Genomic DNA, 14,256 nt, shown 5'->3' on the forward strand with positions numbered 1-14,256 from the left:
AAAAATGGTCCGAAAAATAGCCTGAAAGTGTCATAAACTTGCACAGTTTCACATTTGCAGCCCGTGTTTTTCGGCCCGTAAGCTGCGCACAAAAAGCTCCCTGCGGAGGGGAGCTTTTTTGTGGGTGCTAGGATGCGGCGAAGGCGGGGCGCACGTCGGGCTGTGGGCGTTTCTCTTCCTTTAAGGCCCAGGCCATCACGACCGCGGAGATTACGGTGATGATTGAGGCAAAGATTGGCACAGCCGGCCAGGGAGCGCCCGGGATAGAGTCGGTCACGTCCAGCAGGTAGCTGAACAGGAAGAGCGCGACCAGTGCCAGGCCAATGGTGATCGATCCCGCACGAGAGCCCTTCGCGCCGGCGACGGTGCCGATTGCGGTGCCCGCCACGGAAGACATCAGGAAGCTCAAGAAGACGCACAGAGCGGTAAGCAGGATTGTCGTGTAGTTCTGCCCAGAATCCTGAATCATGTACAGCTCCCCGTTGGTGTCCGGGAACAGGGCCGGTCCAGAGGTGACAATGAAGCTATCGAATCCCCGGTAGTAACCGGACTTATTCTGTTCGGTGACCATCGCCACGACGATGAAGGCGGTAGCCACCAGCGATGTTCCCAAGATTGCAATGATTGCGGAGCGCACCCAGCGGGCGGTGCGCACGCCGTAGTCGCGCAGGGTGACCGAGCGCTGGGCGGTGATGAGGAAGAGGATGCCCAGCGCGATGATGCCCAGCAGGGTGTTGCCGGTGCCGCTGCCCACGAGCATGCGCCCGAAAGCCGAGTAGAGGATGGCCACGGCGGCGACGCCGAGGAAGGTTTTCTTGTTGGTTGCGATGAAAGCCCCGGTGCTCATTTCTTGCTCCTTTCGATGTAGGCGGAGGTGCTAGCGAGGTCGATGAGGGCCGCGGGGTCGAGGTAGCTAACCTCAACACCGAGGGCGCGGGCATGCGCGGCGGTCGATGGGCTGAGCGCTGCAGCCAAAATCGCCTCGCAGCGCTCGCCGAGAGTTTTCTTAGCGAGCACCGAGCCGGCCACCTGCGTCACTAGGTCCGCAGAGCCGCGTAGCACCGGATGGGTAGCGCGCAGCTTATCGACGTCATAGGGTCCGTACGCATCCTGCTTGTGCATGACGATCAAGGTGTCCACCAGGTCTGCGAGATCCTGGGAGTGCTGCGACGTGACCACAATGTCGGCCGATTCGGCGGCGTCGATAAGCATGCCGCGCAACATGGTGCGGTGCTCGACATCGAGGCCGTTGAAGGGTTCGTCGAAAAGCAATGCATCCTTGCCCGATGCGAGGGCGGCCGCAGCGATGAGCAGCTGGCGCTGGCCCAGGCTGAGCTTTTTGATGGGGGTGTCGCCGGGGAAATCTAGGAGGGACTCCGCGTGGGACACATCGAGTTGATCCCAGCCGGTGCGCAGGATGCGGAAATATTCGCGCGGGGTGACGCCGAAGATCTGGGTGTCGGGTGCTGCCTTCGCCACGGCAGCCGTAGGCATTTACGCGAGGGTATGCAGGTAGTAGGTCTTGCCGGCGCCGTTGGGGCCAATCACGCCGTAGATGCTCATTTCTCCTCCTCCAGCATGGCGATGATGTCGTGGAGCGTAAGGCCGAGGATGTCGGCCTCCGCTTTTAACGGCTCGATGTAGGTGCGCTGGAACGCTTCACGACGCTCAGCTCGAATGCGCTCACGAGCGCCTGGGGTGACGAACATGCCGAGTCCTCTTTTCTTCTCCACGAGCCCCACCATCGACAGTTCCGTCATGGCCTTGGCAGCCGTGGTTGGGTTGACCTGATAGAACTCCGAGAGTTCCTTGGTTGAAGGGGCGCGACTCTCAGCCGCGAGCTCCCCGGACAGAATCATTGATTTCAGATTCTCGGCGATCTGGACGTAGATGGGCCGAGAATCCGCCTCCTTCGCCTGCATATCCACCTCCATGGTGTACGGGTATACCACCTATGCCATAAACCTAAAGCAGAAGAAAGGGGCCCGTCAAGGCCCCATCGAAGGAATCGGAAACGATTCCACCGGACTTTTCTCGATATGACATTATGTAAACCGTGAGTGATTCTCTGCAACGCAACGATCCGAACTCCCCTACTGCCAGTTCTCCGCACAACGGAGATGGCAGCACCAACCACGACGGATACGTCAACCCGCTGCGCGACCCGCAGGATAAGCGCTTGCCGCGTATTGCGGGGCCGGGTGGCATGGTAATTTTCGGAGTGACGGGCGATCTGGCCCGAAAAAAGCTCCTGCCTGCCATTTATGACCTGGCCAACCGCGGTCTGCTACCTGCCTCCTTCGCGTTAGTTGGCTACGGTCGTCGCGAATGGTCGAAGCAGGACTTTGAGGATTATGTGCGTACCGCAGTGGAACAGGGCGCCCGCACAGACTTCCGTGAGAGTGTCTGGCAGCGCCTGGCTGAGGGCATTCACTTTGTTACCGGTACCTTCACCGATGACGAGGCCTTCGATCGCCTGGCCGCGCAACTTGAGGAGCTCGATCGCTCCCGCGGCACCGCTGGCAACTGGGCCTACTACCTGTCCATTCCGCCAGCTAACTTCCCCGATGTCTGTCATCAGCTCGATCGTTCGGGGCTCGCGCAGTCGGGCGAGGATTATTGGCGTCGCGTGATTATTGAGAAGCCATTCGGCCACGACCTGGCTTCGGCCCAGGAACTCAACCGGATTGTGAACTCGGTGTTCCCAGAAGACGCTGTGTTCCGCATTGACCACTACCTGGGCAAAGAAACCGTCCAGAACATTCTGGCCATGCGTTTTGCCAACCAGTTGTTCGATCCGATGTGGAATTCTCACTACATTGACCACGTTCAGATCACCATGGCCGAGGACATCGGTTTGGGTGGTCGCGCCGGTTACTATGACGGTATCGGTGCAGCTCGTGACGTAATTCAGAACCACCTACTCCAGCTGCTGGCACTGGTGGCAATGGAAGAGCCCATCGCCTTTACCCCGGAAGAGCTGCAGGCGGAAAAAATTAAGGTTCTGCGTGCCGTCGAGCCAGTGCGTCCGTTTTCGAAATACACCGCACGTGGCCAGTACACCGCGGATTGGCAGGGCAGCAACTTTGTGCCAGGGCTGCGCGATGAGGAAGGATTCGACCCCGAGTCCACGACCGAGACCTACGCCGCTTGTACGCTCCAGATCAATTCTCGTCGTTGGGCCGGTGTCCCCTTCTACCTGCGCACCGGCAAGCGCCTCGGCCGTCGCGTCACTGAAATTGCGCTGGTCTTTAAGTCCGCACCGCACTTGCCTTTTGCGGAGACAATGACTGCCGCTCTCGGTCAGAACGCCATGGTGATTCGAGTCCAGCCTGACGAGGGCGTGCTCATGCGCTTCGGCTCGAAGGTTCCGGGCTCGGCCATGGAGGTGCGCGATGTCAACATGGACTTCTCCTACTCCGAGGTGTTTACCGAGCAGTCGCCAGAGGCCTACGAGCGCCTGATTCTGGATGCGCTTCTCGACGAGGCCAGCCTCTTCCCCACTAATGAGGAAGTCGAGCTGTCCTGGAAGATTCTTGACCCCATCATCGAGTACTGGGCCAAACGCGGCCGTCCCGAGGGCTACCCCGCAGGTTCGTGGGGGCCGTCCTCCGCTGACCACATGCTTGAGCGCGACGGTCGCGCTTGGCGACGGCCATAGGTTGCCGACCTCTCAGTTCTTAAGAATTTTCTGACAGAAAGAACACTTTCATGATTGTCAATTTGCCAGACACTGACACCGCGAGCATTGCTCGTCAGTTGGTGCAGCTTCGAGAGCAGGGCGGCATCGTTACCACGGGCCGTGTCCTTACCCTGATCGTTTTGGCCAAAAGCGAAGACGACCTGGAAAACATTATTTCCACGGTCAACTCCGTTTCCCGCGAGCACCCATCCCGTGTGCTGGTATTGGTCTCCGATGATCCACGCCTGGATAATCGCCTCGACGCGGAACTCCGCGTCGGTGGAGATGCCGGTGCTGCTGAGATCGTGGTTATGCACATGTCCGGTGAGATTGGTCAGCACCACAGCTCTGTGGTGACTCCCCTGTTGCTGCCCGATACGCCGGTCGTGGCGTGGTGGCCGTCTGAGGCGCCTCAAGTCCCAGCGGCGACACCAATCGGCAGGATTGCCCAGCGCCGTATCACCGATTCGTTGTGTGACCCGAATAGTAACGCTATCTACACGCGCCGTACGGGCTACACGCCTGGCGATTCCGACCTGAGCTGGTCGCGACTGACGAACTGGCGCGGTGTGTTGGCCTCGGCTTTCGACTTGCCGCCGCACTCGCCAGTGACCTCCGTGTCTATCTACGGTCCACAGGAGTCGCCATCGGTGGAGGTCGCCGCCGGCTGGTTGGCAGATCGCCTGGGGCTGCCGGTCAACCGCTACTCCACCGGGGAGAAGAAGATTCCGGTGGACGAAAAGGGCCGCGCCAAGCCACCGGTGACCTCGGTCGCGTTTGAGCGTGAAAATGGCCAGACCCTGCGCATCGATATTGAAAGCGCTACCACTGCATCGGTCACCAACGGAGAAAAGCCCCCGTTCAAGGTCGCATTGTCGCGTCCTACACGCTCCGAGTGCTTGGCAGAGGAGCTGCGTCACCTCGACCACGATACTGCCTACGGACGTGCCCTGCGTGGTCTCAGCCAGATTCACACCGTAGGCATGCAGACCCCAACGTCCACGATCACCAGCTTCGCGAACGAACCAGGAGTCTCTGACAAGTGACAACCGATAACGTCTTGAATACCGTCCCCGCCCCTCAGTTCCACCGCGCCGCCGACCAGGCCGGCATCGTCGAGGCTGCACGTCAAAGCTTCATCGATGCGGTTGTCGCCGTCCAGAATGGCAACGTCTCTCCGGTCACCGATGACGGTTTTGTACGCGTCGTTCTCACTGGTGGCGGCGCGGGTACCGCTTTGCTCAGTGCGCTTGCCGACGATTCTGGAGACATCGACTGGAACCGAGTCCTGGTGTTTTTCGGAGATGAACGCTTTGTCGCTGCCGACTCGGTAGACCGCAATGCGCTGGCTGCTCGTGAGCGTCTCTTGTCCCCTGTCGGCGTGCCGGAGGACAACATCTTCGAGTTTGCTGCTGCCGACAGCGGCGTGACCACCACGGAGGCCGCCGAAAGCTACGAAGCTATCGTTCGCCAGAAGGCTCCAAACGGCTTTGACCTGCACCTTCTTGGTATGGGCGGAGAGGGACACATCAACTCGATCTTCCCGCATACCGCAGCGCTCGCTGAGCAGGAACGCTTGGTCGTGGACGTGCATAACTGCCCGAAGCCACCACCGACCCGCATCACGCTGACTATCCCGGCCATTGCCAGTTCGCAGCGTGTGTGGCTACTGGTAGCCGGTGGTGAAAAGGCCGAGGCAATTGCAGCTATCGCTCAGCAGGACGACCCAGCGCAGTGGCCAGCGGCCGGAGTTCGCGGTGTCCAGGAAACCATTGTCTTTGTTGACGATGCTGCGGCTGCACAGCTTTAGGCTTCCGCTTCACCGTTAACAGCCAAGAAACAACAAATTCCCGTCGATAAGCGAAATGCTATCGACGGGAATTTTTATTACTTAAAGGCCTTCGGTGGGGCGTGCTGCGTGCGGAACCTACCAGCCGAAGGTATTGAACAGCAGCAACAGGACAATGCAGAGCAACCAGATAATCATGGTCACAATAGTGACGCGGTCAAGGTTCTTCTCCACCACAGTCGAACCGGACAGATTCGACTGCATACCGCCACCAAAGAGGCTGGACAGTCCGCCACCCTTACCCTTGTGGAGCAGGATGAACAGCGTCATCAGGATGGATGTGATGACCAGGACAATCTGAATGGCGAGGTACACGCGCACTTCCTTTTGAAACGTCGCTTCTTTAAGAACTCCAACTATACTAGCGCAATTGCTCCGCTGGCTAGGTATTCCCCAGCCGCCTTTTCTAACCGGAGTTGCGCAGTGCAGTTGCCAGACCGTTCATGGTCAGCTGAATGCCCCGACGCACCTTGTCGCGGTTATCGCCAGCACGGTAGCGACGCAGCATCTCCAGCTGGATGATGTTCAGCGGCATGAGGTATGGGAAGCGCATGTCCACCGAGCGCCTGAGCAGCGGATTGTCTTCAAGAAGGTCCTTGTACCCGGTTACCTTCAGGAACATCTTCAGCGTCAGGTCGAACTCAGCCTTGATGATGCTGTAGATGCGCTCACCGTCGGCCTTATTTTCGCACAGGCTAGCGTAGGCGCGCGCCAGGTTCAGGTCAGCCTTGGACATCACCTGCGCCATGTTCGACAGCACCGAGTTGAAGAACGGCCAGTCCTCGTTGAGCTGACGGAGTTCGGCTAGGCGGGAACCGTCCTCGTCCTCACCAATCCACTCCTGCAGTGCAGAGCCGACACCGAACCAGCCCGGCACCATAGAACGCTGCTGCGACCAGGACAGTACCCATGGAATTGCGCGCAAATCAGAGATGGTCTGAGTCTGCTTGCGTGAGGTCGGACGCGAACCGATGTTGAGGCTACCAATCTCATCGACCGGAGTCGACGACGTGAAGAAGTCGATAAAGCCCGGGTCCTCGTGCATGAGCTTCGAGTAGGCCTCACGAGACAGGTCGGAAATCTCCGACATGATCTCATGGGCGCGAGCTGGGTTCTTCAGGTCATCGACATCGAGCAGAGTCGACTCGATAGTTGCCGAAACCAGCGCGGCGAGGTTCCTGCGCGCCGCCGCAGGGTGACCGTACTTCGCAGAGATAATCTCGCCCTGCTCGGTGACACGCACCGAACCCTGGACTGCGCCGGAAGGCTGCGCCAAGATTGCCTCGTAGGACGGTCCGCCACCACGGCCGACAGTACCTCCGCGGCCGTGGAAGAGACGCAGGCGAATGTCGTTGTCCTTCGCGGCTGCCACGATGGCGACCTCCGCGTCGTAAAGCGCCCAGTTTGCAGCGAAGTATCCGCCGTCCTTGTTCGAGTCGGAGTAGCCGAGCATGACTTCCTGCAGATCTCCGCGCGCAGAGACGTATGCGCGGTAGACCGGAATGTCCCACGCAGCACGCAGCACGTCGGCGCCAGCCTGCAGGTCTTCGATGGTTTCAAACAGCGGGATGACGTCTACAGAACCGGTCGGCTGGGATCCATTCGGACGAATCAGACCGACCTCCTTAAGCAGAATCATCGGCTCCAGCAGGTCGGAAACCGATGTACACATCGAAATGATGCAGTGCGGTACCGCGTCGCGACCGTACTTGCGCACCGCACGAGATGCCGCACGCATAATGCCCAGCTCGCGGGCCGTGGCTTCAGAAAGATCTGCGGAAGTCGAAACCAGCGGACGGGAGGACTGCAGTTCCTTGGTCAGCAGCTCGACCTTGTCAGCTTCCTTCAATCCCGCGTAATTGTCCACCACACCAGCAGCGGAAAATAGCTCGGTGAGAATTTCCTCGTGAGAGTCCGAATTCTGACGGATATCAATCGAGTACAGGTGGAAACCAAATACCTCAACTGCATCCATCAGATCGCGCAGACGGTGATCGGCGATGAGATCATCGTGGCTGGAACGCAGTGAGTCGTCGATAATCGAGAGCTCTTCAAGCAAGTCCTCGGCGCTGTCATACGGAGTGAACTCCGACCAGTCGCCCTCGATGATGGACTCATCGAAGAAGTTCACCGCTGTTGCCGCCACGCGACCGCGGATACCGTGAACCGCACGACGGTACGGCTCATCTTCACGGTTTAGTACGTCATTGTGGCCCCGGCTGGCCAAGGCGACCAGATCGACGGTGACCTTAGTCAGGCGGTCGCTGAGACTGAGTTCGCGCTCCAGCAGGTGCAGCTGCGAGAAATAGTGACGCAGGATGGTGCCCGCTGCTCGATCGGAGGCGTAGCGCAGCGTCTCCTCCGTCACGTATGGGTTGCCATCGTGATCACCGCCAATCCACGAGCCCATACGAATCGTTGGATTAGCCTGCAGCTTGTCGCCGCCGAGCTGACGCAAGTGCTTGACGACGTCCCGGTTAATCTGTGGCACAGCTTCCAGCAGAGAAAGCTGGTAGTAGCGAAGACCAACCTCGACCTCATCGCGAATATCCGGGCGGTTCATGCGAATCAGAGCCGTCTGCCACAGCGTCAGAATACGGCGGCGGATATCGGCATCAATCTCAGCGAGTCGGTCCGCGGTGCGTGCATTCAGCGGGGCTGCCTGGATCTCGTGGCGGCGCCGCATTGCGGCCGTGATGTGCTTCTGCACATCGAACACTGTACGACGACGAGTTTCCGTTGGATGTGCGGTCAGAACAGGGACGACCTCAATGTGGTCCATCATGTCCGCAATAGCGCTGCCAGAAACCTTGGCGTCGCGAAGCTTCTGCCATGTTGCCTCCAGCGTGGAGTCCTGCGGCGGATCGCCAGCATCGAGAGAGGCCTCGATGCCTAGTTCTTCGTGCAGATCCTCAGCGAGGTTAGCCAAAAGTGCGAAGTGCGTGAAAGCACGGATGACCGGGCTTGCCTCGGCCGGGTCTATGTCACGGAAGAGGCCGGCGAGTTTCTCGATATCGCCATCGCCACGATGGAGTTCGAAGGCTGCGCGGCGAGCATTTTCGACCAGGTTAAAGACCTCGTCACCCTCTTGCTCGCGGATTACCTGTCCGAGAATTCGACCCAGGTGGCGAATATCCTCCCAGAGCAAGTCCTGCTGCTTCGCGGTAGCGGTCGATGAGGATTGCTCATTGCTTGCAGTGTTTCGGTCAGCGTCACGATGTACTTGTTCGTTCATTGAGCACGTCCTTTTAAAATTGCCGGGCATTCAAAGTGGAAAGCCTCGGGAAATGTATTGCGCTGAATTATTGCCATTCGGTGTGTCTGGGTTGAGTCCGCCTAAAGGCAATAACCCCGAATCGGTTTTATGAGAATCAATAAAACCAATCCGGGGTCGCGCATGGCGCCTATCTTATCAGTTGATCTGATTTTATATGTAGTTAGGCGTTCTGAGCAGCATCTGCAGCAAGTGCACAGAGCTTGGCGAATGCCTCACCGTCGAGCGAAGCACCACCGACGAGGCCACCGTCGACGTCGGGCTTGCCGACGATCTCAGCGACGTTCTCGGCCTTGACGGAGCCACCGTAGAGAATACGCATTTCCTTGGCGATAGTCTCATCCGCAATTTCAGCGATGGTCTCACGGATAGCTGCACAGACTTCCTGCGCGTCTGCAGCCGATGCGACCTTACCGGTGCCGATAGCCCAGACCGGCTCGTAAGCGATGACGGTCTTGGCCAGCTCAGCGTTGGTCAGGTTAGCCAGGGAGCCCTTGACCTGAGAGACAACGTACTCAACGTGCTCTTCGGCTTCACGGACCTCCAGTGGCTCGCCGACACAGACGATTGGGTTCATACCCTCGCGCAGTGCTGCCTTAGCCTTCTTTGCGACCAGCTCATCGTCTTCTGCGTGCATATCGCGACGCTCGGAGTGACCGACGACGACCCAGGTACAGCCGAGCTTTGCCAGCATCGAGGAGGAAATCTCGCCAGTGTAAGCGCCGGACTCGTGGACTGAGACATCCTGAGCACCGTAGGTAACGCCGAGCTTATCGCCCTCAACCAAAGTCTGGACCGAACGAAGGTCGGTAAACGGTGGGATGACGGCGACGTCAACCTTGTCGTAGTACTCCTTCGGCAGAGCGAACGCGAGTTTCTGCACCACACCGATAGCCTCGAGATGGTTCAGGTTCATCTTCCAGTTACCAGCAATAAATGGTGTACGTGCCATAGTGGTGGAATTCACTTCCCTATCAATTAGTGGATTTTTAAGCGATGAAAACCAAGTGGTGGGAAAATCTTAGTCTTCCAGGACGGAGACGCCCGGCAGAGTCTTACCCTCGAGGAACTCCAGCGAAGCGCCACCACCGGTGGAGATGTGGCTGAAACCTTCCTCGTTCAATCCCAGGGTACGTACTGCCGCTGCGGAGTCGCCGCCACCGACGACGGAGAAGCAACCGTTGTTAGTGGTGGCATCGATGATGGCCTGTGCAACCTCGCGGGTGCCAGCTGCGAAAGCCTCCATCTCGAACACGCCCATCGGGCCGTTCCAGAACACAGTCTTGGACTCAGCCAGCACCTTGCCGAATGCCTCAGCGGAAGCCGGTCCGATGTCCAGGCCCATCCAGCCTTCCGGAATCTCGGTGGCGTCTACAACCTTGTTTTCAGTGTCTGCTGCGAACTTGTCGGCCACGACTACGTCGGTTGGCAGAACAATCTTGTCGCCGTAGCGGTCCAGCAAATCCTTACAGGTGTCAATCATCTCTTCCTGCAGCAGGGATGCGCCAACGGCGTAGCCCTTGGCAGCCAGGAAGGTGAAGCACATGCCGCCGCCGATGACCAGGGAGTCAACCTTCGGCGCGAGAGCCTCAATAACACCCAGTTTGTCGGAAACCTTGGAGCCGCCGAGCACGACGGTGTACGGCTTTTCCGGGGTCTCTGCAACCTTGCGCAGAACCTCAAGCTCAGCCTGAACCAGGTTGCCGGCGTAGTGCGGCAGCTTCTTCGCGACATCGAAGACGGAAGCCTGGGCGCGGTGAACAACACCGAAACCGTCAGAGACAAATGCACCGTCCGGAACAAGTGCAGCCAGCTCGGCTGCGAACTCGGCGCGCTCTGCCTCGTCCTTGGAGGTCTCGCGCGGATCGAAGCGGACGTTCTCCAACAGAAGTACATCGCCCTCGGTCAAACCATTAGCGCGCTCGTGCGCGTCCTCACCGGAGACATCACCGGCGAGCGCGACGTACTGCTCCAGACGCTCAGAGAGAGCCTCAGCGACCGGGGCCAGGGAGAACTCGGACTTAACCTCGCCCTTCGGGCGACCCAGGTGAGCCATAACAACGACCTTGGCACCGGCGTCGACAAGAGCGGACAGAGTGGGCAGCGAAGCATCGATTCGACCCGGATCGGTGATTACGCCGTCCTTCAGCGGAACGTTAAAGTCGGAGCGGACGAGGACGTAACGGCCTTCAATACCTTCGTTGATCAGGTCTTTGACAGTCTTAACAGTCATCTCAATGAAATCCTTGTGAAAGTGTGTAAAAAACGGGCCGTGGGTGGCGTGCCCTACTCAGGCACAACCACCCCGGCCCGTTCGGGGTCTGGGATTAACCAGGTGTGTTATTAGAGGCGCTCACCGACGTAGACAGCCAGGTCGACGAGGCGGTTGGAGTAGCCCCACTCGTTGTCGTACCAGGAGACAACCTTGACCTGATCGCCGATGACCTTGGTCAGCGGTGCGTCGAAGATCGAGGAACGCGGGTCGCCCTCGATGTCCTTGGAAACGATTGGATCCTCGTTGTAGCCCAGAACACCCTTGAGCTCGCCCTCAGCAGCTTCCTTGATGGCAGCGTTGACGGACTCGACGGTGACCTCGTTCTTAGCAGTGAAGGTCAGGTCGGTGACAGAGCCGGTCGGGGTCGGAACACGCAGTGCGTAGCCGTCCAGCAGGCCCTTGAGCTGCGGCAGAACCAGAGCAACTGCCTTTGCAGCGCCGGTGGAGGTCGGAACAATGTTCAGAGCAGCAGCGCGAGCGCGACGCAGGTCCTTGTGCGGAGCGTCGTGCAGGCGCTGGTCACCGGTGTATGCGTGGATGGTGGTCATGAGACCGCGCTCGATGCCGAACTTGTCGTCCAGAACCTTAGCCATCGGAGCCAGGCAGTTGGTGGTGCAAGAAGCGTTCGAAATGATGTTGTGCTTCTCCGGGTCGTAGTCAGTGTGGTTGACGCCGACAACGAAGGTTGCGTCTTCGTTCTTAGCCGGAGCGGAGATGATGACCTTCTTGGCGCCAGCCTCGATGTGAGCCTTGGCAGCGTTGGCATCGGTGAAGAAACCGGTGGACTCAATGACGATGTCGACCTTGTGCTCGCCCCACGGCAGGTCCTTCGGGTCGCGCTCAGCGTATGCGGCGATGCGCTTGCCGTTGACGGTGAGGGACTCATCGTCGTAGGTGACCTCTGCGTCAAGCTTGCCCATGATGGAGTCGTACTTGAGCAGGTGAGCCAGGGTCTTGTTATCAGTGAGGTCGTTTACAGCAACGACTTCCAGGTCAGCGCCCGCAGCGAGCAGGGAGCGAAAGAAGTTGCGGCCAATGCGACCAAAACCGTTAATACCTACACGAACCGTCACAATAATCTCCTTAATGGATTGGCGAATCGATGCCACTTGTCAGGGCGCTGATTGCGCTCCAACAGGTTCACTACAGAAGTGTACGTTGGGTTTTTCATTCGCGCAGCGATGCTTTGGCGCAAAAATCCCAAATAAACGGAGATTCATCCAAATTTCCGCACCTGACTAGGCATAACAGGTGCTTTACTCGTCAACTTCTTTGTCAAAAAGTTCGTCTGTAACGACTGCAGTTGTGGGGGGAATTCCGAGTTCGTTTGCTCTTTTGTCCGCCATGGAGAGCAAACGCCGGATGCGTCCTGCGACTGCGTCTTTGGTCATTGGCGGATTGGCTAGCTGTCCAAGTTCTTCTAATGATGCCTGCTTGTGCTCGATGCGCAGCTGTCCTGCAGACACCAAGTGATCTGGTACATCGTCGCCGAGAATCTCTAGAGCGCGTTCTACTCGTGCTGCCGCAATAACGGCCGCACGAGCTGAGCGCCGCAGGTTGGCATCGTCGAAGTTTGCCAAGCGGGTGGCCGTAGCTCGCACTTCACGACGCATTCGCTGTTCTTCCCATTGCAGGCGAGTAGTCTGGGCTCCCATTCGCGTGAGGAGCGCACCAATCGCATCGCCCTCCCGGATGATAACTCGATCGCCACTGCGGGACTTATTTTCCTTGCTCTTAGCCGTAATTCCGAGCCTACGAGCACATCCCACCAATGCGAGTGCCGCTTCAGCTGAAGGAGCAGTGACTTCCAAAGCTGAGGAACGCCCAGGCTCAGTCAGTGAACCATGTGCCAAAAATGCACCCCGCCATGCAGCTTCCTGATCAATCTTCTGCCCCATGATCAGCTTGCGTGGTAGCCCACGTACGGGATGTCCTGCAGAGTCAATCAGGCCAGTTTGCCTAACGACAAGTTCCGCGCCATCGGTTACCCGCACGATGTACTTCGAGGTCTTTCGCAACCCACCGGGAGACAAGACATTGAGGCTGGCTTTGACATCGTAGAGTTCGGCCAGCATGGAGCGCAGGCGGCGTGCGACAGCGCCGGAATCCAACTCAGCCTCCAGCACAATCGAACCTGCCACCAGGTGGAGTCCTCCCGCGAAGCGGAACAGGGTCGCAATCTCCGCTGCCTGAGCGCTTTCCTGCGAAACTGACACGCGGGCTAGTTCGTCTTTGACCTTCGCCGTCAATGCCACGATGCTGTCGATCCTCATTTCATGTGTACGAGCTGGGTTTGGGCCTGGCTAATTTAAGTTTAATTAACCCCATTTGAGCTCTAGCAATAAACCTCAAGGATAGTATCCTGAACCAATCGAGTGGCAATTAGCTGATCGCCTGCTGCATCCCCGCAGGAGAATGCAGAAATACCCTCGATTGGCCGGACGCTTTAGAGGAACTGACGAAGTGCAGTAGCTAGCTTCTCCGGCGAATGCCGACCCGTCAGAGCTCCGTAGTCGTCCACTTCTTGCACATCGGCGAAGACCACTTTCGCATCTAGGCTGTCCGCCGCTCGCTGCAGGTATTCCCGTTCGGTATCCGCGAGCGGCGTGTTGTCGTCGACAAGCACGTAATTGAGCTTCAAGTTAGGTGCATGCTGCGTGAGCATATGGATGTGCCGTTCGGAAGAAAAACCGGCGGTCTCCCCCGGCTCGGCGACCAGATTAAGCACCACGACGGTTGTGGCATTGGTTTCTTGCAGAGCGTCCCGCAACCCGGGCACCTGAAGATGTGGCAGAACCGAAGTGAACCACGAACCCGGACCCAGCGTCACCAAATCAGCATTGAGGATAGCTTCAATGGCCTCCTCGGATGCCGGCGGCGCCTCAGGAATCAGCCGGATTCGACGCACCTGGCCAGGCGTGGTGGCCACTGCGACCTGGCCACGGACTTGGCGCACGACGCGAGCATCCTGCTCCAGGCCAACGACTTCGGCCTCAATCTCTAACGGGATTGGCGACATGGGCACGACGCGACCTTGGATTTGCAACAACCGGCCAATTTCGTCAAGCGCGTCGACTTCATTTCCCATCACACTGGTGAGGCCAGCAATGATCAGATTCCCAATCGCATGCCCTGCGAGTGCGCCAGTTCCGCCAAAGCGGTGCTGCAGTGTCTTT

13 protein-coding genes are annotated in these 14,256 nt (G+C 58.5%); 3 read left to right on the forward strand and 10 right to left on the reverse strand.

The features are described 5' to 3' along the window. Nucleotides 1-127: 127 nt before the first annotated feature. From HMPREF3011_RS05075 to HMPREF3011_RS05085, 3 genes are all read right to left on the reverse strand, one after another. Entirely contained in the window at nt 128-847 is a 720-nt protein-coding gene (locus tag HMPREF3011_RS05075; protein WP_038625365.1) for a hypothetical protein, read from the reverse strand. Then, a complete protein-coding gene (locus HMPREF3011_RS05080; RefSeq protein WP_246821429.1) occupies nt 844-1,494 on the reverse strand; it encodes an AAA family ATPase in 651 nt (216 codons plus the stop codon). Before HMPREF3011_RS05080 ends, HMPREF3011_RS05075 begins: the two co-directional genes overlap by 4 nt. A 65-nt stretch (nt 1,495-1,559) precedes the next feature. Continuing rightward, nucleotides 1,560-1,922, reverse strand: coding sequence for a GntR family transcriptional regulator (locus tag HMPREF3011_RS05085; protein ID WP_038628982.1), 363 nt, complete (start codon nt 1,920-1,922; stop codon nt 1,560-1,562). 233 nt (nt 1,923-2,155) lie between these two features. Here HMPREF3011_RS05085 and zwf point away from each other — a divergent pair, with 233 nt between their 5' ends. From zwf to pgl, 3 genes are read left to right on the forward strand one after another with little or no spacing between them, the layout of a single operon-like run. Beyond that, the gene (zwf, locus tag HMPREF3011_RS05090; RefSeq protein ID WP_038629644.1) at nt 2,156-3,661 is read left to right on the forward strand and encodes a glucose-6-phosphate dehydrogenase; all 1,506 of its coding nucleotides are present in this window, start codon (nt 2,156-2,158) and stop codon (nt 3,659-3,661) included. 50 nt (nt 3,662-3,711) lie between these two features. Then, nucleotides 3,712-4,728: a glucose-6-phosphate dehydrogenase assembly protein OpcA gene (locus HMPREF3011_RS05095; protein WP_038628980.1), complete on the forward strand. Its 1,017-nt coding sequence runs from the start codon at nt 3,712-3,714 to the stop codon at nt 4,726-4,728. Then, entirely contained in the window at nt 4,725-5,492 is a 768-nt protein-coding gene (gene pgl, locus HMPREF3011_RS05100; RefSeq protein WP_070841266.1) for a 6-phosphogluconolactonase, read from the forward strand. The genes HMPREF3011_RS05095 and pgl overlap by 4 nt, the downstream gene beginning before the upstream one ends. Nucleotides 5,493-5,609: 117 nt before the next feature. Here the strand turns inward: pgl and secG are convergent, their stop codons facing one another. The 7 genes from secG to yvcK form a co-directional block, all read right to left on the reverse strand. Further along, a complete protein-coding gene (secG, locus tag HMPREF3011_RS05105; RefSeq protein ID WP_038628976.1) occupies nt 5,610-5,846 on the reverse strand; it encodes a preprotein translocase subunit SecG in 237 nt (78 codons plus the stop codon). Between the two features lie 91 nt (nt 5,847-5,937). Then, a complete protein-coding gene (gene ppc / locus HMPREF3011_RS05110) occupies nt 5,938-8,766 on the reverse strand; it encodes a phosphoenolpyruvate carboxylase (RefSeq protein WP_038628972.1) in 2,829 nt (942 codons plus the stop codon). A gap of 202 nt (nt 8,767-8,968) precedes the next feature. Next, complete coding sequence (gene tpiA / locus HMPREF3011_RS05115; RefSeq protein WP_038628968.1) at nt 8,969-9,757, reverse strand: triose-phosphate isomerase; 789 nt, start codon at nt 9,755-9,757, stop codon at nt 8,969-8,971. Nucleotides 9,758-9,826: 69 nt separating this feature from the next. Then, a complete protein-coding gene (gene pgk / locus HMPREF3011_RS05120) occupies nt 9,827-11,038 on the reverse strand; it encodes a phosphoglycerate kinase (protein WP_038628964.1) in 1,212 nt (403 codons plus the stop codon). Between the two features lie 110 nt (nt 11,039-11,148). Continuing rightward, a complete protein-coding gene (gap, locus tag HMPREF3011_RS05125) occupies nt 11,149-12,153 on the reverse strand; it encodes a type I glyceraldehyde-3-phosphate dehydrogenase (RefSeq protein ID WP_049181090.1) in 1,005 nt (334 codons plus the stop codon). 183 nt (nt 12,154-12,336) lie between these two features. Next, nucleotides 12,337-13,335 (reverse strand): DNA-binding protein WhiA, encoded by a 999-nt coding sequence (whiA, locus tag HMPREF3011_RS05130; protein WP_038629636.1) that lies wholly within the window; start codon nt 13,333-13,335, stop codon nt 12,337-12,339. A 191-nt stretch (nt 13,336-13,526) separates the two neighbouring features. Then, nucleotides 13,527-14,256: gluconeogenesis factor YvcK family protein (gene yvcK / locus HMPREF3011_RS05135; RefSeq protein WP_070841523.1), on the reverse strand; the 730-nt coding region annotated here is incomplete at its 5' end.

The sequence above is a fragment of the Corynebacterium sp. HMSC074C04 genome (genome assembly GCF_001838295.1).
GTDB classification, from domain to species: domain Bacteria; phylum Actinomycetota; class Actinomycetes; order Mycobacteriales; family Mycobacteriaceae; genus Corynebacterium; species Corynebacterium amycolatum.

Bases quoted from the DNA above. Each gene is read 5' to 3' on its own strand.
- pgk (WP_038628964.1), bottom strand. From the start codon at position 11,038: ATGACTGTTAAGACTGTCAAAGACCTGATCAACGAAGGTATTGAAGGC.
- tpiA (WP_038628968.1), bottom strand. From the start codon at position 9,757: ATGGCACGTACACCATTTATTGCTGGTAACTGGAAGATGAACCTGAAC.
- ppc (WP_038628972.1), bottom strand. From the start codon at position 8,766: ATGAACGAACAAGTACATCGTGACGCTGACCGAAACACTGCAAGCAAT.
- HMPREF3011_RS05095 (WP_038628980.1), top strand. From the start codon at position 3,712: ATGATTGTCAATTTGCCAGACACTGACACCGCGAGCATTGCTCGTCAG.
- HMPREF3011_RS05085 (WP_038628982.1), bottom strand. From the start codon at position 1,922: ATGCAGGCGAAGGAGGCGGATTCTCGGCCCATCTACGTCCAGATCGCC.
- HMPREF3011_RS05080 (WP_246821429.1), bottom strand. From the start codon at position 1,494: ATGCCTACGGCTGCCGTGGCGAAGGCAGCACCCGACACCCAGATCTTC.
- HMPREF3011_RS05075 (WP_038625365.1), bottom strand. From the start codon at position 847: ATGAGCACCGGGGCTTTCATCGCAACCAACAAGAAAACCTTCCTCGGC.